The organism is Paenibacillus qinlingensis, assembly GCF_013204845.1.
In the GTDB taxonomy this organism is placed as follows: domain Bacteria; phylum Bacillota; class Bacilli; order Paenibacillales; family NBRC-103111; genus Paenibacillus_E; species Paenibacillus_E qinlingensis.
The window spans coordinates 698,176-719,072 of record NZ_JABMKY010000001.1 but is presented as its reverse complement, the minus strand read 5'-3'; the positions used below and the strand labels follow the sequence as shown (position 1 = coordinate 719,072).

General features: G+C 46.7%; 15 protein-coding genes. 9 read left to right on the top strand and 6 right to left on the bottom strand.

Going from position 1 to position 20,897, the window contains the following annotated elements; translation table 11 throughout:
- Nucleotides 1-83: 83 nt before the first annotated feature.
- The 3 genes from HQN88_RS37490 to HQN88_RS03390 form a co-directional block, all read right to left on the bottom strand.
- Nucleotides 84-2,942, bottom strand: a complete 2,859-nt coding sequence (locus HQN88_RS37490; RefSeq protein ID WP_274320376.1) for a collagen-like domain-containing protein — start codon at nucleotides 2,940-2,942, stop codon at nucleotides 84-86.
- Nucleotides 2,943-3,074: 132 nt separating this feature from the next.
- Nucleotides 3,075-3,914 (bottom strand): AraC family transcriptional regulator, encoded by an 840-nt coding sequence (locus HQN88_RS03395; protein ID WP_173108797.1) that lies wholly within the window; start codon nucleotides 3,912-3,914, stop codon nucleotides 3,075-3,077.
- A 4-nt stretch (nucleotides 3,915-3,918) separates the two neighbouring features.
- Nucleotides 3,919-4,569 carry a TetR/AcrR family transcriptional regulator gene (locus tag HQN88_RS03390; protein ID WP_173108796.1) on the bottom strand — a complete coding sequence of 217 codons (651 nt, stop codon included), beginning with the start codon at nucleotides 4,567-4,569 and terminating at the stop codon, nucleotides 3,919-3,921.
- 145 nt (nucleotides 4,570-4,714) lie between these two features.
- On the opposite strand from HQN88_RS03390, the gene HQN88_RS03385 reads away from it, so the two are divergent.
- From HQN88_RS03385 to HQN88_RS03365, 5 genes are all read left to right on the top strand, one after another.
- Nucleotides 4,715-6,214, top strand: a complete 1,500-nt coding sequence (locus HQN88_RS03385) for a DHA2 family efflux MFS transporter permease subunit (RefSeq protein ID WP_173108795.1) — start codon at nucleotides 4,715-4,717, stop codon at nucleotides 6,212-6,214.
- A 249-nt stretch (nucleotides 6,215-6,463) separates the two neighbouring features.
- Nucleotides 6,464-7,174, top strand: a complete 711-nt coding sequence (locus HQN88_RS03380; protein WP_173108794.1) for a hypothetical protein — start codon at nucleotides 6,464-6,466, stop codon at nucleotides 7,172-7,174.
- Between the two features lie 56 nt (nucleotides 7,175-7,230).
- Nucleotides 7,231-7,806: a glycosyltransferase family A protein gene (locus tag HQN88_RS03375; RefSeq protein WP_173108793.1), complete on the top strand. Its 576-nt coding sequence runs from the start codon at nucleotides 7,231-7,233 to the stop codon at nucleotides 7,804-7,806.
- A gap of 222 nt (nucleotides 7,807-8,028) precedes the next feature.
- Nucleotides 8,029-8,613, top strand: coding sequence for a hypothetical protein (locus HQN88_RS03370; protein WP_173108792.1), 585 nt, complete (start codon nucleotides 8,029-8,031; stop codon nucleotides 8,611-8,613).
- A 25-nt stretch (nucleotides 8,614-8,638) separates the two neighbouring features.
- The gene (locus HQN88_RS03365; protein ID WP_173108791.1) at nucleotides 8,639-9,532 is read left to right on the top strand and encodes a glycosyltransferase family 2 protein; all 894 of its coding nucleotides are present in this window, start codon (nucleotides 8,639-8,641) and stop codon (nucleotides 9,530-9,532) included.
- Nucleotides 9,533-9,649: 117 nt separating this feature from the next.
- On the opposite strand, the gene HQN88_RS03360 is transcribed toward HQN88_RS03365, so the two are convergent.
- The 3 genes from HQN88_RS03360 to HQN88_RS03350 form a co-directional block, all read right to left on the bottom strand.
- Nucleotides 9,650-11,107 (bottom strand): stalk domain-containing protein, encoded by a 1,458-nt coding sequence (locus HQN88_RS03360; RefSeq protein WP_173108790.1) that lies wholly within the window; start codon nucleotides 11,105-11,107, stop codon nucleotides 9,650-9,652.
- 209 nt (nucleotides 11,108-11,316) lie between these two features.
- On the bottom strand, nucleotides 11,317-14,280 hold the full coding sequence (locus tag HQN88_RS03355) for a DEAD/DEAH box helicase (protein ID WP_173108789.1): 2,964 nt from the start codon (nucleotides 14,278-14,280) through the stop codon (nucleotides 11,317-11,319).
- Nucleotides 14,277-15,830 carry a hypothetical protein gene (locus HQN88_RS03350; protein ID WP_173108788.1) on the bottom strand — a complete coding sequence of 518 codons (1,554 nt, stop codon included), beginning with the start codon at nucleotides 15,828-15,830 and terminating at the stop codon, nucleotides 14,277-14,279. The genes HQN88_RS03355 and HQN88_RS03350 overlap by 4 nt, the downstream gene beginning before the upstream one ends.
- Before the next feature lie 229 nt (nucleotides 15,831-16,059).
- Between HQN88_RS03350 and HQN88_RS03345 the strand changes: the two genes are divergently transcribed.
- The 4 genes from HQN88_RS03345 (at nucleotide 16,060) to HQN88_RS03330 (ending at nucleotide 20,865) form a co-directional block, all read left to right on the top strand.
- Entirely contained in the window at nucleotides 16,060-17,316 is a 1,257-nt protein-coding gene (locus HQN88_RS03345) for a carbon-nitrogen hydrolase family protein (RefSeq protein ID WP_173108787.1), read from the top strand.
- 120 nt (nucleotides 17,317-17,436) lie between these two features.
- Nucleotides 17,437-18,363, top strand: coding sequence for an ABC transporter permease (locus tag HQN88_RS03340; protein ID WP_173108786.1), 927 nt, complete (start codon nucleotides 17,437-17,439; stop codon nucleotides 18,361-18,363).
- Between the two features lie 10 nt (nucleotides 18,364-18,373).
- The gene (locus HQN88_RS03335) at nucleotides 18,374-19,264 is read left to right on the top strand and encodes a carbohydrate ABC transporter permease (protein ID WP_173108785.1); all 891 of its coding nucleotides are present in this window, start codon (nucleotides 18,374-18,376) and stop codon (nucleotides 19,262-19,264) included.
- Nucleotides 19,265-19,308: 44 nt separating this feature from the next.
- Nucleotides 19,309-20,865 (top strand): DUF3502 domain-containing protein, encoded by a 1,557-nt coding sequence (locus HQN88_RS03330; protein ID WP_173108784.1) that lies wholly within the window; start codon nucleotides 19,309-19,311, stop codon nucleotides 20,863-20,865.
- Nucleotides 20,866-20,897: the final 32 nt, after the last annotated feature.

The window sequence follows — 20,897 nt, the reverse complement described above, 5'->3', positions numbered from 1 at the left end:
GGGGATTGATCGTTTTTTTGATGTATGTGAGCAAGTTGATATGGCAGGCAGGGCCTGCAAACAGCTCGCTGATTTATTAGATACTAACCTAATCTTTTGATAAGAACAGAAGCGTTTGCATTTGTTTGTGTGCCACCGGCTAATGTCTGAAGGCCGACCGCAGCAGCTGAACTATGATTTCGCAGAGTTAGATAATTGCCAGCGGCTAAAGCGACTATTACCTGCCCATTGTTTTGCTGAGTGCCTGCACCGGAACCATAAACGGATCCCAATACCAAGGTGGTGTTATTTAAAAATAGTGCGAATTGATTGGGTCCTACACCTGAGATGGAATAGGTCACCTCATAGTTACCTGGAATGGGATTGGTAATAAAGATCTCAGCATCTCCGATAGCATGTGTAATACCTGATGAAATAATACCATTTGTATCAAAAGTTACATCAGCTTCTAGTGCTACCGATTGAGTACCTAGATTATAAATGTACGCGAATTCGGATACTGCCGCAGCTCCTGTGGAACCTGTGGGACCAGTTTCACCCGTAGCCCCAGTAGCCCCAGTTGGACCGGTAATGCCGGTAGCGCCAGTTTCACCTGTGGCACCCGTAGGTCCAGACGGCCCAGTAGCGCCAGTAGCCCCAGTTTCACCCGTGGCACCCGTAGCGCCTGTCGGCCCAGTAGCGCCAGTTTCACCCGTGGCGCCTGTAGGTCCAGTCGGCCCGGTAGCGCCAGTAGCTCCTGTTTCACCCGTAGCACCCGTAGGTCCAGTCGGCCCGGTAGCGCCTGTAACTCCAGTTTCACCCGTAGCACCCGTAGGTCCAGTCGGCCCGGTAGCGCCTGTAACTCCAGTTTCACCCGTAGCACCCGTAGGTCCAGTCGGCCCAGTAGCGCCAGTAGCGCCAGTTTCACCCGTGGCACCCGTGGCACCCGTAGGTCCAGTCGGCCCGGTAGCGCCTGTAACTCCAGTTTCACCTGTGGCACCCGTCGGTCCAGTTGGCCCAGTAGCGCCAGTAGCGCCAGTTTCACCTGTGGCACCCGTAGGTCCAGTTGGCCCAGTAGCGCCAATAGCGCCAGTTTCACCTGTGGCACCCGTAGCTCCCGTAGTTCCCGTAGTTCCAGTCGGCCCTGTAGCGCCAGTAGCTCCAGTTTCACCTGTGGTACCCGTAGCTCCAGTCGGCCCAGTAGCGCCTGTGGCGCCAGTTTCACCTATGGCACCCGTCGGTCCAGTAGGCCCTGTAACGCCAGTAGCGCCAGTTTCACCTGTAGCTCCCGTAGCTCCCGTAGTTCCAGTCGGCCCTGTAGCGCCAGTAGCTCCAGTTTCACCTGTGGTACCCGTCGGTCCAGTCGGCCCTGTAGCGCCAGTAGCTCCAGTTTCACCTGTGGTACCCGTAGCTCCAGTCGGCCCTGTAGCGCCAGTGGCTCCAGTTGGCCCTGTAGCACCAGTAGCTCCAGTTGGCCCTGTAGCACCAGTAGCTCCAGTTTCACCTGTGGTACCCGTAGGTCCAGTCGGCCCGGTAGCGCCTGTAGCGCCAGTTTCACCTGTGGCTCCCGTAGCTCCCGTAGCTCCTGTGGCGCCAGTTTCACCTATGGCACCCGTCGGTCCAGTCGGCCCTGTAGCGCCAGTAGCGCCAGTTTCACCTGTGGCACCCGTAGCTCCAGTCGGCCCAGTAGCGCCTGTGGCGCCAGTTTCACCTGTGGCTCCCGTAGCTCCCGTAGTTCCAGTCGGCCCTGTAGCGCCAGTAGCTCCTGTTTCACCTGTGGTACCCGTAGCTCCAGTCGGCCCTGTAGCGCCAGTAGCTCCAGTTTCACCTGTGGTACCCGTAGCTCCAGTCGGCCCAGTAGTGCCTGTGGCGCCAGTTTCACCTATGGCACCCGTCGGTCCAGTCGGTCCTGTAACGCCAGTAGCTCCAGTTTCACCTGTAGCTCCCGTAGCTCCCGTAGCTCCCGTAGCTCCCGTAGTTCCAGTCGGCCCTGTAGCGCCAGTAGCTCCAGTTTCACCTGTGGTACCCGTGGGTCCAGTCGGCCCTGTAGCGCCAGTAGCTCCAGTTTCACCTGTGGTACCCGTAGCTCCAGTCGGCCCAGTAGCGCCAGTAGCTCCAGTTTCACCTGTGGTACCCGTAGGTCCAGTCGGCCCTGTAGCGCCAGTAGCTCCAGTTTCACCTGTGGTACCCGTAGCTCCAGTCGGCCCTGTAGCGCCAGTAGCCCCGGTTTCACCTGTGGTACCCGTAGTTCCAGTCGGCCCTGTAGCGCCAGTAGCGCCAGTTTCACCTGTGGTACCCGTAGGTCCAGTAGGCCCAGTAGCGCCAGTGGCTCCAGTTTCACCTGTGGTACCCGTGGGTCCAGTTGGCCCAGTAGCGCCAGTAGCTCCAGTTTCACCTGTAGCACCTGTAGCCCCGGTTTCACCCGTGGCACCCGTAGGTCCAGTCGGCCCTGTAGCGCCAGTAGCCCCAGTTTCACCCGTAGCGCCAGTGGGGCCAGTTACGCCAGTAGCGCCAATTTCACCCGCATTGCCAGTGGGCCCGGTAACGCCAGCAGCTCCTGCTTCACCCATAGCGCCAATGGGCCCAGTAACGCCAGTAGGCCCCGTAACACCAGTAGCTCCTGCTTCACCCGTAGCGCCAGTCGTCCCGGTAGCTCCTGTAGCTCCTGCTTCACCCATAGCGCCAATGGGCCCAGTAACCCCAGTAGCCCCTATAGGTCCTATATCGCCTTTAGCGCCAGTAGCCCCGCTAACTCCAGCAGAACCAGTTGCTCCCGTAGTTCCAGTCGCTCCTCTGGGTACATGAACATTAATTTCAGGGGGAGGGCACTCTAGGTGAATAATTTTCTTTTTGATGACTTTTTTTTCAGGGCATTTCTTTCCTTTCTTAAGAGGGCAAACGATTAATGTTTTTCTTTTGCATTTTTTGCATTTGTTATTTGGCCTACATTTTGAGCAGCTCAATATAGGCACCTCCATATTTTTCTTCGTACTGTTTTATACTATGTGGGTTGTCTCATATCTGTATGGACAAAATGTTAATAATTACCCAAAAAAGCCCCCCAGCCATCCCAATAGGAAGGCTAGAGGACTATCTCAGCGCGGCCGCAGATCGCGAAACGCCGTTGGATTAAATCCCGTTTGTTCCTTGAACATGCGGGAGAAATACGATAATTCCATGCTGAAGTAATCGGCAATTTGGGAAACATTCAGCTCCGTTGTCAGGAGAAGATCTTTGGCTTTTTCCGAGCGCAGATGGTTCATATATTGGATCGGGGAGTACCCCGTAAATTGTTTGAATGCGTTAATGAAATAATTCGGATGATAATGAGCGAGCTGGGCTAGCGTTTCAATCGAAACCTGATCAGCCATATGCTGCTCCATGTACCGCAGAACAACATTCATTTTCTCGTGGGTTGGGGTCGTAGCTAAATTCAGTTTTACGGAAGCATTGCCATCAATGAAATCCGCGATCAGTTCGTGTAGGATCCCAGTCACCCGGAATTCGGCGGATAAAGCATCACTTCGGCGATGCGCAATCAACTTCTCGAATGTTTGCCCAAGGGCTAACGAGTCTTTGACGACAATCGATGGACTTGTGTGCAAAATCTGAAAGAGATCCAAATCACCAATTTTCGCGGTAAAATGGCACCAATACTTGCCGAAGGTATTCTCACTAATCGTGCCATAGGCTTGGTTACTGCCCGCAGGAAGGAGGTAGAGCTCGCCAGGACGCGGGTAGTAGGTTTGATTACCTATTTTAAGAAAACCTTCGCCTTCCATAATAAAATACAGCCGATTAACAGGACACGCGGGGATCTCATCGTTCCAGCTTCGCGGTACTTTCGTAAAAGCCGCAAACTCGACATCTATTCTGGCTTTCGCCATGTATTTCTTCCAAAAGGTACGCTGGCTCGCATTCATATCTGATTTCATCCATTTATATTCCTTTTACAAATAGTCGACATATACCTTCAGTGAACTGTTGTTTGGTGTAGCCAAGCACGTCTTTATGGTACAAATACTGTTCCGGAAAAAGGGAAATGAGAAGCGTATTGACCGTCAGAGTGACATCTAAGTCCTTGATCTCGCCATTTTGAATGGCATGTTGAATGAGTGGAGCTAGAATATTGCGCAGTCTGGTAAAGAACGGCTTCTTATGAATGCTAACGCTGCGTTTGTCCGCATGCATGGAAGAGATGACAGACAACAGCGAGACATTCTCGTCAACGAAATCAATGACATCATGAATACAAGCGGATAGCTGCGCAAGTCCTGAGCCTTCAGGATCAGCTTTTGTGTACTTCGCCTCAAGCATATCAATAAACCGCGTAGTCGTTGACTTGATCAAATCACTGCACACATCACCAATGTGCGTATAGCGGCGGTATAAGGTTCCTTGGCCCACTCCGGATTCTTTCGCAATTTGGTGCATCGTGACGGATTCTATATCATTCGATTCTAAAAGCATGCGAGCAGCAGAGAGGATGCGACGACGATACTCCGTATCCCGTTCTCCACGGCGACTGCTAGGTGTAATGGCATCCTTAACTAGTTCACAGATTCCTTGATGATCATCTGGATGTTTCATATTTTTCGTTCCTCCTGGTACAGAGATCCTTCATGAAAAAATCATTTGACTTTGCGGACAATTGTCCGTAATATGGGGTAGCGGACAATTGTCCCGTAAATATTGTAACACGTGAAGAGAGAAGTTGTCTAAGGAGGAGTTAGGAATGAGTCAAACGGCTGTATCCGGTGGAACCGAGCCGGAATTTAAGATTACGAGCATTCTGGTGCCGTTAATCGCTATTATTACGGGCATATTCATGGTTATCCTCGACACGACAGCAATGAATGTTGCATTGTCGAAGTTAGTGGTTGACTTTAAAACAGATCTACCTACAATTCAATGGGCGGTAACAGGCTATATGTTGGCATCCGCTGCAGTAATTCCATTAGCGGGGTGGTTATCTGACCGTTTTGGAGCCAAAAATGTTTTTCTTACATCCGTATTTTTATTTACGATTGCATCTCTTTTGTGTGCGACGCCAAACACTGCTGAAATGTTGATCTTTTTCCGCATTCTGCAAGGCTTAGGCGGAGGCTTTGTGATGCCAGTCGCAATGGCGTATGTATACAGACTTAGTCCGCCTAACAAAATTGGGCAAGTTATGGGTATGCTTGGCGTACCTATTTTATTAGCACCAGCTATTGGGCCAATTTTATCAGGTTGGTTAGTTGAATACCATTCCTGGCACTGGATTTTCCTCATTAATTTGCCTGTCGGTATTTTCAGCTTAATTTTCGGATTGTGGAAATTACCTGTTGTGGCACGTAAAAAAGTTGCCGGATTCGACCTGCCGGGGATGATCCTGGGTCCGATTGCTTTCGCTTCGCTCTCTTATGGTATTTCGCAAGGTGCTACAGGGTGGACGTCTGATAAAGCGCTTGGCGGTATCATCGTTGGTGCCGTTGCTTTGATTGCTTTCGTCATCGTTGAGCTCAAAACGAAAATTCCATTACTTGAGCTTCGCGTTTTCAAATCATTCGATTTTTCCTTTAGTATATTCATTCAATGGGTGATCCAATTCTGTATGTTTGGCGCGATTTTCCTTCTCCCGCAATTCCTACAGCAAGCTCGTGGTTACGGTGCATTCGATACCGGTTTGACCCTGTTCCCACAAGCGATCGCTTCTGCACTTATGATGCCAATTGGCGGTTATTTATTTGATAGAATCGGTATTCGTTGGTTAGTTGTCATCGGTCTTACCTTGGTGTCAGGGGCGATTTTCCAATATTCCCATTTGGATCTGAGCACGCAAAGAACGGATCTTATTCTACCACTAGCAATGGCTGGGGCAGGTATGGGGCTCATGATGATGCCAATCAACTCCCATTTGATCAAAAAAGCTCCGCAAGACCTCGTCAGCCGCGTTACTTCGTTGACAAGTGCGATGCAGCAAGTTATTAGCTCCTTCGGTGTTGCGATCGTCGTGACAATTCTGACTTCACGTGTAACAACATTGATTACCGAGCAGAAGCTTCCAGTGAGTTCACCTGCAGAAATGCAAAAGTCGATGCTATCCGTAGCTCCTGATGCATTCGGGTATACCTTCACTTGTATGATGATTATCGCGATGTGCGGAGTTGTTCTCGGACTCTTCCTGCGCCGCGGCAAGACAGAAGCACATCAAGAAACTAGAACAGACGTTGCGTTAGAAGGTTTGCACTAAGCTAGATTTGGTGGTTTGGCCATATATTTTAGTTATATAAAGACAGCTTGTAAGTAGGTTTTCTACTTATAGGCTGTCTTTTTTACTACCATGGAGTATTGGTGATAAAGTTCGTTGAATGGGGTGATTATTGACAAGCCCCTTCTTGGGAATTATTGGATGAACTAAGGTTCTAGCCGTTGCAGGCGGACCTGCTAAGGCATATCTTATGAGCAAGGTTTTCGTAGTGTCTGAGAAAGGAGGCGTTATATGAAACGGTGGAACGTGACCTTTGAAACGAAATGCTATGAAAAGGATTGGCGTCACCTTCTTCAAACGCCGAGACTGGAAGCTAATCTTCGCTATAATCGTTTTCAGTTCAAGGAAGCAGTTTTATACATCAATAACGTGAATGATCCGGAAGAAGTTAGCTTTTATGCCGACAAGTTGGTTCAGAGTGGTGTTCTCACTTCCTACACCATCGTTGATCGTTATGCAAGAGAGGCGCTGGACTTCTTTGCAATAGATAAGGAGAGTTTTAACGGAGGCTATAATTATTCTATTTCTGAGCTCGTCGCTATTTACTTGTGCAGGACGGATTATTTGCTCCATTTCTCCAGTGACTCGATCCTAGCGGGGCCGCTCGAATGGGTGGAGCCAGCGCTTCAGAATATGGAAGATGACCCTAGAATCAAGGTTGCAAATCCAACCTGGAACTTTAGCTACGAGTATGCAAAGCAGGAATCTGTAGAAGAGAATGATTGTTTTTATCTGGGGTATGGATTTTCGGATCAATGCTATCTGATTCGTACCGAGGATTTCCGAGCGCGCATCTACAATGAAAAACATCCGGCATCGCAAAGGTACCCAGCATACGGTGGTGAATTGTTCGAGAAGCGGGTGGACTCATGGATGAGGAACCATCAACATTTGAGAATAACGTATAAACATGGAAGCTACATTCACCGTAATTTTACTTAAAACAAATGGTAGCGACAATTCGCTAATAAGATTGAAAAAAGGGTGTGACAAGTGAAATGAATATTACCTTATCCGTCCTGATTCCCTCCGTACCCGAACGTATGGATTTTTTATCGCGAATGATCCAGGAGTTATCTCAACAAACGCAAGGTATGCCTGTAGAGATCCTCGTATTAATGGACAATAAAAAAAGCACCATAGGCGCAAAACGAAATTTGCTGCTTGAACAAGCAAAAGGCGAATATATCGTTTTTGTCGATGATGACGATCGTCTGGTACCCAATTATGTAAGCACTTTGTTAACGCAAATCGAATCGACGCCAGACGCTGATTGCATCGTTTTTGACGTAGCCGTGTATTTCAACGGACAGTTTATCAAGCTGTGCAAGTATGGCAAAGAGTATTCAAACGGCCAAGATCAATTTTTTTACTATAGAAGGCCTAATCACCTAATGTGTTATGCCAAAAGAATTGCATCCAATCATAAATTTAAGGATATAAGTGGCGGTGAAGATGATGAATGGGGCGGAAGAGTATCGGAGGATATAGTGAACCAAATAAGAATTCCAGCTATTTTATATCATTATGATTGCGATCTTACCAAACCACCTAGCTGGTTCAATCTATCTTGAAAGATGTGATCCTATATGATCTGTTTTGCAATATTGGCACATGAGGACGAAAGTGTACTAACGGAGCAAATAAAAAATATTCGACATTACATTCCTAATGCGAGGATTGTCTTATACAACGGAGGGACAAATAAGAGCTTCGGTAGTTGCCAAGGCATTCCCATTTGTACGTACAGCAGACCTTTACAATACGGGAAATTAGGCAGATTTCTATATGATGTTATGCATTGGCTGGAAGAAACGAACATTGAATACGATTACCTGATTAACCTGGACTCTGACGTGCTTTTTATCAAGCCTGGTTTTGAGTTATTCATCGAAGAGGTAATGGATGGCTATGACTGCATGGGAGCTCATATGCAAATCCAACGTTCTATGCATGATAATCCGCAATTTTATCCGGGGGTTACGCTGTGGAACGAATGGCATCGTTGGCAACCGTTCTTCCAGACAAACTACTTTGTCCGCTATTTTAATCCAGCACAAGTTTATCGACGTCCCATAGTTAGGAAAATGCTTGCTGAAACCAATTTTATTCAACTCGAGCAATTGTTAGCAACAACGGATACCTTTGCAATGGAAGAAATGCTCTATGCAACACTCGCTATGAAATATGGAGGAAAGTGCCGGGAGTATCCTTGGAATTATGATGAAAGCCTGCAATACGTGCGTACGGTAAAACCTATTTCCTTCGATGAAATGAAAGCAGCAAAAATAGCTCCTCATTATTATTGGATTCATCCGGTTAAAAGAGAAACGTTTAATTTAATGAGCATGTTATCGAAACAAATGGATCATAAAAAATAGAACAAAACAGTGATGGAGGAATTCCATGAAAAGTAAGCCGCTTGTCAGTATTCTGATCCCTGCTTATAACAGGCCTCAGTATTTGAGGTTAGCGCTAGAAAGTGCCATTAATCAAACCTATCCCAATATTGAAATCATCATTTGTGATGATAGCACGGACATGGGCGTATGGGTTATGTTGCAGCCCTATCTGGCACAGTACTCGAAGATCAAGTATTTTAAAAACGATACCGTGCTTTTTGTGAAAAATTGGAACAAGTGTTATGAACTATCCTCTGGTGAATATGTCAACTATTTAATGGATGATGATTTGTTTCACCCCGAGAAAATTGAGCGAATGATGGCATGCTATTTGGAGATGCCAGACGTTACACTAGTTACTTCTTACCGCCAGTTGATCGACGGATCCGGGAACGAAAGACCTCCTGTATATGCAACACGAAGATTGTACAATGAGACGACGGTGTTGAACGGAATTGATTTTGGTAATGACATATTGAGTGACGGACATAATGTTATCGGAGAGCCGACTACTGTGCTTTTTCGGAAAAAGGATTTAATAGAACCGTTCGGCATTCTTTGTGGCAGACAGTTTACGACCATCAATGATTTGGCGACATGGCTCTCGCTTCTTGTTCGAGGTAACGCTGTTTATTTACCTGAGACACTCAGTTATTTCCGCATACATTTAGGACAAAATCAAAACTCTCTCGGCATATCTTCATTTGCAGATTGGAGTGAATTGACGATATGTGCAAGAGAGGCAGGCTTTTTACAGGACTCCGACCGGTACAAGGCTGCGCTTGATTTACAATTGAAAAGGCTAGTTGAAAATACTTTGTTACCTTCTTTTTCGGAATATGTCCCGAAAATCAACGAACAGCAGAGAAAGATCGAAGCCATCATTTCTAATCTGTGAGGAAGTTTTAATGTCGATTAGAGTCGAATCATCTCACAATAAAAAGCTGGTAGGGAATCCAAACATTTTCTCATGTTTGATTCCCTACCAGCTTTTTTATTACATCCTCTAATGCAATTAAGGCAAACGCACTGATGCACGGTACAGTTTGCTGTTCCACTCAACGGTGCTTTTGAGTGACTCAGCAACGAGACGAAGAGGGACATACATCCGACTGTCGCTCATGATTTGCAAGGGAACAGGGACAGAAACGGACTTTCCGTTGACTGTAGCGACCGAACTCCCGTCCTGTAGTTTTAAAGTGACGCCAGCATTGGTAATGGTAGCAGTCCTAGTTGCAGCATCCCAAGAAAACTTGGCGTTCATTGCTGTTATAAAAGGACGAATTGGGACGACTGTCGTTTCTTTATCGATGAAGCCGCTGAAATCGGAGATATATTGACCGTTAATATCAATTTGTACTTTAGGCTTATCCAATTTGCGGACGAGGAGCACGTTGCTAAGCTTCCGGCCTGGATATGTCATCATGGCGCCGTTCGCATATAGCCCGGAACTTGCGCCGCCATCCATATTCATTGCTTCTTTTAAGCCAAGGGCAATCGAAATTGATGCAAGTTCTGACAAGGTAGCGCTGGGCACGGTGCCCATGACTAGGCGATTAGAGCCATCGATTCCAACGAAGCTTCTAGCCGCAGAAGATTGCGTGACTTTGGGATCCGTAAAGCCGTCTCTACTCACATTGATATCCGAGGATCCGTTCGTTACAAGTTTCGGACCTACGCCGATGGCGGATAGCCAGGTTTTGGCGTCGAGATTGCTTCCGCCCTCACCTTTTGCAAGAATATCCTTTGTGATTCTGTCGCCTACGTCTAACTTGGTCAGTACGTTCTGCTTATTATTGGCGCTGTTCCCGACGAATAACACGTAACCGCCTTCCGGAACGGAAACGGAATCCTGCGTAATCCGAGTGACAAGTCCTTCGTTAATTACCACTTTAGTGCCATTAGGAAAGCCGATCCAGCGGCCGAAATCCGGCGTATACCAGACAATTTGGTCGGTGCTCGTGTCTCCGTAATATTTGTTAATACCCCAAGGATTAATGGTGTAGGTTCCGCCACCCTCACTGGTTCGAATGGCAATGTCGAGATTGACAAACTGAATGTCAGGCACCTTATCTTTGTTTAGAAAAAGCGTCTGATTTTCCCCAGAATGCATCGGCTCGCCAGATGCCAGCAACGTTCCGTTGGGGTAACGGATATAAGGATCAGACTCGTAGGCGTTGAAAAATGTTCCGTTAATTGCCGCGACACCGTTCTCTCGCTCCACGATGGATTGCATGGCGTCGTCGTGTCCGATACCACCATCGGCTAAGGCAGGAATAAGTTCAAGTGTTGGATCGGTGAGATCAACGGTGACCGTTTTAACCGTGAAATTCTTGCCCGAAGCATATACGAGTTTCGTAGAAGCGTTAACAGACGAGGAGTAGGCTGCTGATACGGATGACGCTCCTCCTGGGAGAAGTGCTGCCGTTAGGAGCAGGGAAGTAGCTGGTATGACAAGTTTCCATTGAAACATAATGTTGGGTCTCCTTCAGTAATAGGTAATGTCGAAATTTGATGGAATATATACTGTCGATTATATCATTCGGATGAGTAGTGGTGTTTAAGACGGAGGTAGATCGAAAGATAGAGGCTAATCTAGTTAGCGATGAGGATATAGGCTTTCAAAAAGAAAAGGCCATCTCCCGTAGACACGGAGACAGCCCTTTCACCGAGTAGCCGCTTTTACCAAGATTTCCGCAGCGTAAACAAATCCTGCAGCTCATCATTCGAAAGCTCGGTAATCCAACCTTCGGAGGAGGAGATGACGTTGTCGCTGAGGCTCATTTTGCTCTCAAGCATCTCGTCGATCCGCTCCTCCAGTGTGCCGAGCGAGATGAACTTGTGAACCTGCACGTTCCGCGTTTGGCCCATTCGATACGCGCGGTCGGTCGCTTGGTTCTCGACCGCGGGATTCCACCAGCGGTCGAAGTGGAATACGTGATTCGCCGCGGTCAAATTCAAACCGACGCCGCCGGCTTTCAGCGACAGCACGAAAATACTCGGGCCCTCGCCGTCAGCGGCTTGGAACCGTTCAATCATGCGGTCGCGCTCTTGCTTCGGCGTGCTCCCGTTGAGGTAGAACACCGGCTCTCCGCGCTGCTTGGAGAGCACACTCGCCAGCATGCGGCCCATGCCCACATACTGCGTGAAGATCAAGCACGAATCGCCCTCGTCGCGGAGCTCATCGACCATCGCCACAAGCCGCTCCAGCTTCGCGGAGCGCAAGACCAACTCAGCGCGGCTTTCCTCGCTCTGAGCCATTTCCTCAGCCAGCTCTGCTTCCTTCGTAAGCAGCATCGGATGATTACACAGCTGTTTCAGCTGTGTCAAAGCACCAAGGATTGCGCCTTTACGCTCCATGCCCTCGAGCTTCTTCATGCGCTCCATCAGATCCTTGACGGTCTGCTCATACATCGCGCCTTGCTCGGCCGTCAAGTTGATATAGACCTTCATTTCCAGCTTATCCGGCAAATCGAGTTGGATGGCAGGATCTTTCTTTTTGCGGCGCAGCATAAAAGGTTTCACCAACTGTTGAAGTTGCGCAGTCCGCTCCGTATCCTGATGTTTCTCGATCGGATTCGCGAAACGAACTTGAAAGCCTCGCTGATTCCCGAGATAACCTGGATTCAAGTAGTCATAGATGGACCACAGCTCTGATAATCGGTTCTCAATCGGTGTACCCGTGAGGGCGATTCGATGAACAGCGTTTAACGAGCGGATGGCGGCGGACTGCTTGTTTTGTGCATTTTTAATATTCTGAGCTTCATCCAAACAGAGGGAGCTCCACATGTAAGGCTGAAGTGTTTCTTGATCCATAAGTGCTGTCGTGTAAGAAGTCAGGACAATATCGACGCCTTGCAGGGCATCATCCAATGCTCCTCCGCCCAAACGACCTTTTCCGTAGTGCAGCATAACCGTAAGCTCAGGTGCGAAGCGCGCAAGCTCTTTCTGCCAGTTACCCAGTACGGAAGTAGGGCAAATGAGTAGCGCAGGCTGCTCAGAAACTGGCTTGTGATGCAGTAAATAAGTGATGAATTGGACGGTTTTACCAAGTCCCATATCATCAGCCAAGCACGCACCAAGGCCGAATTTTCGAAGATAGGTTAACCAAGTAAAGCCTTGGTGCTGATAACCCCGCAACTCGGCGCGAAGCCCTTGCGGCACAGGGATAAGCTCTAGATCTGAAGGTTGACCAAGCTGCCTAACTAACTTAAGCAAATGTCCGTTCAGCTCAACCTCCAACTGCAAGCGAGCTTCTTCTTCGTAGTCCACTTCCTCCTGAGATTCGCCATCCCAGGAGGAGGATTTTGCCTTATCCCTCTCCAATTCACTCAATAAGTGGAGCTGGAAAATATCTTGCAGCGACAAGCCCTCAGCCGGATCAACACTATCCATCAACCTGCGGATTTGCTCAAGAAAAGCGGGATCCAGATAGATCCATTGTCCCCGGAAACGAACTAACCGTTCATTCCGCGTGAGCAAACTGTTGAATTCAGCTTCGCTCAATTCGGAGTCTCCGATCGCGATTCGCCAATCGAAATTGACGAGCGAGTTCATGCCGAATAAGGACTCGGTTTTGCCGCCGCCGCCGGCATCGCTGCCTGCTTCAGCAGCGACTTTGGCACTCAGGCGAGGCTTCCGCTTCGCTGCGGCTTCCCACCAAGCCGGAAGCATGACATTCCAGCCGTCCTCCAATAGAATGCGGCTGTCCTTGGTCAGAAACGTCCAAGCCGAGTCATCGCTCATCGGATGAGCGAGTAGTTCCCCATCGTCGGCCATGCGAGGCAGTGCTTCCAATAAGCGTGTTACCCAGCCTGGCGCACGCTCCACCACATGCGGCGTCCAGTCTGACGCCCATTGGCCTGAAGCTGTTCCATCCACATGCAGCCGAATTGGGGTGAGCAGGGTGCTGTCATGTTTGTCCTGAAGTACGAGTCGCAACCGCCAGTCTTCTTCAAGTTCATCAGGCTCAAGCAGCTGTAGAGCAGGGCGGAATGGCGCTAAGTCTGGTCGCCAACCCATGGCGGAGAGCCATTCGTTTTCTGTAAAAGCGGCGGGGGAATCGTCAGCCGTGTTTGTTTTCCGATTCGTCGCAAACAATGCTGGATAATCTCGCCGTAAATCGGCCATCGCAGTCGCATCCGCATAATGGGTTTCTACAACTGTAGCTGAGAAGGCAGCGCGTAATCCAACTTCGCCAAGGTCATCCATGCTCGCCAGAAGGCCCCAATCTACGTCAGCTAGCTCATCCGCATTACGATCCCAAGTCCATACTAACTGACCATTTCGAAAGTCTTCATAGCTTGGTAAGTAGAGCCCTTTTTTAGCTGCATCTTGGAGAAGTGGTGCTAGACGCAACATCGTCTTTGAAGACTCTGTCCCCATTTCCCACTGGACAATATCCATGAAATTGGGCTCGGCAAAGAAGGCAAGAACCTGCTCGGCAGGGAGTATCGTTACGACAAGTTCGCCAGCTTGCTGCGTTTCTAATAAAGTGCCATAGAGTGAAGGCTCATGCCACGTGAATAAAAGCTTACGGAAGTGGTCACCCGAGACATCTCGGCCATCTTTGAAGCCCCAGAGCAAGGCATCTCCACTATCCGTTAGGGTCATACATAACGACATCTCGTGCAGTTTGGTGCTCATTCTAGCAGCTTCCCTTTCTTCAATTCTTCTTGCAAGGCGCGCAGCCTGCTGAACCGACTGACGAATCGGGTGAAGAACGCTTCCCATCGTTCGGGTTGCTTCATTTTTTTATAGACCTTTTCCAAACGTTTCAACAGCCTTACTGCTGCTTTGTAGTCATGACGGTTCTTGAGTCGAATATAGTGCTCGACCGCTTGATGGTAATAAGGGAGTAGTAGCTCAGGAGACTCCTTCTCAATAGGTTGCAGCACATTAACTCGATGGGTAAAAGGGTCGTAGCCCTGTGCAATTTGCATTTCGATCCACGGCTTCCATTGTCGCTTTTCATAATAGAGATCTTCAATAATGCGGTACGTAGTTGGCAAAAGCTCTTCTAGCGATTTCCACATGGCTGCCTCATGTTCAGGCAATTCAGCGACGACCAGTTTCCAATAGGAGACGTAAACGTCAACTTCGAGATGTCTTTTTCCGTGATAGAACGAACTCATTCTTCGCAGCCATTGAACCATCTCATGCCATTCATGAGCATGTTTCATTTCATCAAGAAATGGTTTGAACAGAAGAGTTGGGGCTTCCTTGAAGGTAGCATGCGATACTAATGTATCCCAGGCCAGGTGAGGTTTCCCTTGTCGAAGAAAGAGATATGCTCGTCCAGCGCATAGGGAAAAAGAAAGATCTGCAGCTTCCATTTCTTCGAAAGCCGTTATTTCCGAAGCAACCAGGCTTTCTTCAGCAGCTACGTGGTAAGCCCAAAATGCCGTGAACACCCTGAAATGGTGGAGTTTTTTCGGTGATTCAATCGCCATTTGCGCACGGAGATATGCAGAAGTTTGTGCTGTTCTCTCCCCATGCAGCCCCTCATTTAACGAGCCGGTTTCTTTCATCCACTCATCCAACTCATCACTCAAATGATAGACGGTTGCAGCCGTGAAAAAGGTGACACCAGCTTGGGCATTCTGCTCTACGATTTTGCGCAGAATGAACAGTCTCTGATGAAATTCAAAATAAAACTGATCCGTTTCAGAGAACGGAATCGGCGTTCGCTTGAGATTAGCGAATTGCCCACGCAGTAATTCAACGTAGTTCCATTGATCATAGGAGGGCTTTAGATGAAAAGTGTAGTGCTCCATGAACTTGTGCCAACCTTCCACAGTCATCCCCGGAAGTTGCTCCAAATTTGACACGTTGGAGGATTGGGCAGCAACGCGTTTCAACGCCATCTTGGCATTCATGATCTGGGAGGCTGGGTAGCCTTGGCGATCGGCTAACTCCATCAAGGCTGCTGCCACATGTTTGCAAGATGTCTTAACAGGGCAGGTGCAGGAGCTGGCTTTCAACAGATTCAGGTCAATCCCTACCTGACACTTCTCTCCAAACTCTTCTACGACGGCGTTAACTTTCTTCATCTCAGTAGATATAATCAGAGACGTTACCATTTGCTGTTTATAAAAATGAAAGCCTCGACTTAGCGTAACTTCGTTATACATTTCGGCAATATATTCAAGTAATATCGACCATTGGGCATCATTTAAAACGGGTGTAGAAGACATGAGTAAACTCCTTTAGAATCTTACGATAAGATATCATGCCTATATTATAAAATATTTACAGCGACTTGTCTCATTGAAGGCTTATATAACGCAAAGGCACAATCATGAGAATTGCACAAAAAGTGTAAGATATCGCTCATAACTATAACTTTACATAATTTTCACCTCATATATGCGATGCTATACTTTACAAGTATCAGCGGAATCGTTGAAAGGAGGGAGAACGACGATGGTTAATCGAATGCAAATGTTCGATTCTAAGGATTGGATAAGCTGGTCTCCACATGAAGCGCTTGCTCCAGAATTTATAAGGGACGTATGGGGTGAAGATCCAGTATTAGTTATGCATGCAAACGGTAATCTGGAGAAATACGGAAAATGGATGTGTAAAATTGCCGGGATAAATGGTGGAAAGACATATGAAATCAATGTCCAATATCGGGGAACTGATATAGAGTTAAACGGGCTTAACTGCTATGTTTTGCTCACCTGGTCTGATTCAGAAGGCGTATTACTGACAAGAGACTATTTGGATCAAGCAGGTAGGCTTGATGATCAGTGGGTGAATTTGCATAGAACGATGATTGCGCCGGAAGGGGCCGTACATGTCGAGGTGGAGCTTGCTTTCCGATGGTCAGCGAGCGGTACGATCGTATGGAGAAGGCCGTCTTTCATTGAGAAACAATCTGAAGGTTCTAGAAAGCTAAGGGTAGCAACTACGCTAATCAACAAGTTTTCCGGCAATAGAAATGACAATTTAGCTGCGATGGGGACGATTCTTGAACAAGCTGGAGTGGACCGTGCAGATGTCGTATGTCTTAGTGAATGCGTCTATGAGCAAGGTTGTGAAGGTAGGGGCTACGGACTCTTTGGTGAGTCGATACCGGGCACATTTACGAATTTTCTTGCGGATTACGCTAGAAAATATAACTACTACATCATTACTAGTTTTTTCGAAATGGATGGGGATGTCCTTTATAATACAGCGCTCTTGATAGATCGAGCAGGCCATGTAGCAGGAAAATACAGAAAAACGCATGTGCCTCTGGATGAAGCTGAGATGGGGGTTACGCCTGGACGCGAGTATCCGGTATTTGATACGGACCTGGGTCGAATCGGCATCATGATTTGCTGGGATTGTTACTTTCCTGAAGTAGCTAGAATACTAACGCTGAAAGGTGCAGAACTATTATTTGTACCTACGCAGGGAAATGCCTTAATTCAGTCTCTTGCACGAGCGATTGATTGTGGGGTTCACGTCGTGGTCGCTGGAATGTGGGGAGAGAATCCAAGCAGAATTATCAATCCCCAAGGCAAAATCATTGCAGAAATTCCGGAACAAACACAAGGTATAGTGATTAGCGAAATCGACCTTGCTGAGTCTTATTACCAGCCATGGCTGTCTGTAGGGAATGCAAGCGGAGAAGCTCGCATCTTGTTTAAGCAAGAGCGACGCCCGAATACTTACAATTATTTATTCGAATAAATGGCAAAGTAGAATATATCGCTCATCATGATAAGATTGCATTATTTCAACGTAATGAAAGCGCTGTTATAGTGGGTCTATGGCTTTTATGACTACTAAATATGCAAACGGGGTTGTTACATGCAAAAAACGTCAGGCTTTTTAATGGAAGTAAAGAAAAACAAAATGTTGTTTCTTATGTTAGCCCCTGCGGTCATCTATTTTTTCATTTTCAGTTATCTTCCGATGGGAGGGATCATTGTTGCCTTTAAATACTTTGAGTTTGATAAAGGAATCTTGTTAAGCCCATGGGTCGGGTTCAAAAATTTCACCTTTTTCTTTCAATCCGGGCAGGCTTGGCTTCTTACCAAAAACACGATTCTTTACAATCTAGCCTTCATTGTAGTCGGTGTAGTGTTTCAGGTTGGCGTAGCGATCCTTTTCTCCGAAGTGAAGGGAAAACTTTTCAAAAAAATTACGCAATCCACAATGCTTTTACCGTATTTCATTTCCTGGGTTGTTGTTGGATCCTTCGTGTATGGCATATTCAACTACGAGTTCGGGAGTTTGAATACGCTGTTGAAAGCATGGGGGATTGAATCGGTTGATGTGTACGGCAGGCCCTATTTATGGATTTTCATTATAGTGGGATTTTATTTGTGGAAAATTATCGGGTATGGCAGCATCGTGTACCTAGCGGCCATTATGGGGATTAATCCCGATTTGTATGAATCGGCTGAATTGGACGGAGCCAACATTGTTCAGAAAATTTATTATATCACTTTACCTCTCTTGCGAGTCACGATTATCATCATGGTTTTATTGCAAGTCGGTGGTATTCTGAGGGGGAATTTGGATATGTTTTATCAGCTAGTTGGTAATAACGGATTGCTATTTAATACGACGGATGTGATTGATACGTTTGTGTTTCGTGCACTGAATCAGCAGGGGTTGGATTTGGGCTTACCTGCGGCAGCAGGATTGTACCAATCTGCTGTTGGTTTCATTATCATAATGACATTGAATTACCTGATTAAGAAGGCGAATCCGGAGTATGCCTTATTTTAGGAGTGGTTTCATGAGAGGGAACAAAATCATAAAAAAAGATGATCTCTTTTTCAACATTATCGGCTATCTACTCATTGGTATTATATCGTTATTATGTCTCATTCCGTTCCTTCTTACGGTTTTGGGATCGATTACGAAAGACGCTTCGCTTTTTGAGCATGGATATAGGCTTATCCCGAAAGAGTTCTCATTGGAAGCCTATAACTTGATATGGAAAACGCCGGAGGTCATCCTAGGAGCTTATGGTGTTACGATTTGTTTAGTTATTGCAGGTACCGTTCTAGGACTCTTTCTAACGTCCATGACATCGTATGTACTTCACCGCAAAGATTTTAAATACCGCAATAAATTCTCATTCTTTTTCTTTTTCACGACCTTGTTTAGTGGAGGCTTAGTCCCGTGGTATCTCATCATGATTAGTTTAGGGATGAAAAACAACTATTTGGCGTTGCTCCTTCCACATCTGTTAGCGGTGTTTCACATCATTATTATGAGAACTTTTTTTACAACAATCCCTGATAGCATAGGTGAATCTGCCAAAATGGACGGTGCAGGAGACTTCACCATTTTCACTAGGCTCTATCTTCCGTTGTCTCTTCCCGCTTTGTCTACAATAGGGTTATTTATTGCCCTTACGTACTGGAACGACTGGTATCAAGCGATGTTGTTTATTACGAAACCGCACATGATGCCGTTACAATATCACCTGTATAAAGTATTTAACTCCATGCAGGCTGCACAGATTGTTGCGCAAAAAACAGGCATCCCTGTTGTTGAAATGCCCACAGAAACGTTCAAGATGGCCATGACGGTAGTTGTAACGGGGCCCATTATATTGGTATATCCGTTTATCCAGAAGTATTTCGTTAAAGGAATGACGGTAGGTGCAGTGAAAGGATAACTCTGGAATCTTCCAGTTATCAATACAATAAAGGGGGAAATGGTATGCAAAGAAAGTGGTCAAGGATGGGCAATGTACTAATATCTATTCTGGCAGTAGCGATGATTGCAGTAGGATGTTCCAAGGATACGGGGGGCCAAACGGGGAGTTCAGCCAATCCTTCTCCAGAAGCTCAAAGCACGGCTGCAGCTGCTCCAGGGGTCGATATTTCCAAAAAAGTTGAACTCAGTATGTATCTGCCATCGGATGGAACGCCTGATGCCAAGCTCATCCACGAGGAATTAAACAAATTGACGCTTAAGGACATCAATGCAACGGTCAAAATCAATTTTCTATCCAACGATGCGTATAACTTGATGCTATCTTCCGGTGAAAAATTTGATTTGATTTTCGCCGCTAATTATATGAATTTTGCTGATAACGCTCGCAGAGGCGCTTTCAAGGAAATCACTCCCGCCATGTTGAGCACCTACGCTCCTATCTCAGCCAAAGAAGCGAAAGATAAGGTTGCGGGCGGTTTTGTTGGTGGCAAAATGTTTGCGTTGCCTACGCTAGCAGCAAGTTTTAATTACAGTACGTATGTCGTTAGAGGCGATCTGATGAAGAAGTATAACGTACCGGATATCAAATCGTTGGATGATTTCGGCGTCTATCTTGATGCGGTGGCAAAAAATGAAAAAAACATGATCCCTTTTAATATGGGGAAAAATGATGCTTGGATGCTATGTTCTCTCTACTTCGGAAACAATGATCTGATGGCTCCTGGAGCTCCGAACTGCACGAGCCCTATTGCTATCAATAAAAACGATGCTTCCTTAAAGCTCCAGTATACGTTCGATTTACCGGAAACTACGCAATTTTTGAAGAAAATGAAGCAATGGAAAGATAACGGATACTGGTCGAAGAATGCACTTTCTAACACGGTCGGGCTCAATGATTCTTTCAAGAACGGCAAGAATGCAGCGTTAATCTCAAGTATTCCGGGTGGTAATAATATTTACAATGAAGTAAGCAAAAACCATCCAGAATGGGATGTAAAGGTCTATCCAGCCTTTACTAAAGGATCCATTGATCGATACTCCTATATGGCAGGAGGCATGGCAATTGGCGCGAAATCCGAAAATGCAGAAAGAGCTCTCATGCTTCTGGATTTGCTGCGATACAACGAATCCTACAATATGCTAACGCAGTACGGGGTGAAGGGTACTCATTATACAGTGGATGACAAGGGAGTTATTAAGTTTCCTATCGATAATAAATATCCGCCGAATGCGGCTGGCACATGGGGCTGGACGAATGAAACATATACCAAAGTGTTTGACGGATCATTTCCCAACTTTGCCGCTTTAACTGATGATGCCAAAAAACGCTATAAAGCGAACCCTCTGGTCGATTTTGCCCTGAACACCAAGGAGATCAATGATGTAAGCACCAATCTGAGCAATTTGTTTGCACAGTATGCCGGACCGCTTTATATGGGTTTTATTGATGATGTGGATGACGGGATTAAAGTTTACAAAGAAAACTTGAAGAAGGCCGGTGTTGAGAAATACATGGAAGTCGCGCAAACGCAAATCAATGAATATTTGAAAAACAAATAATTCCGTTTAATACCTCTAAAGGTTTCGGCAGT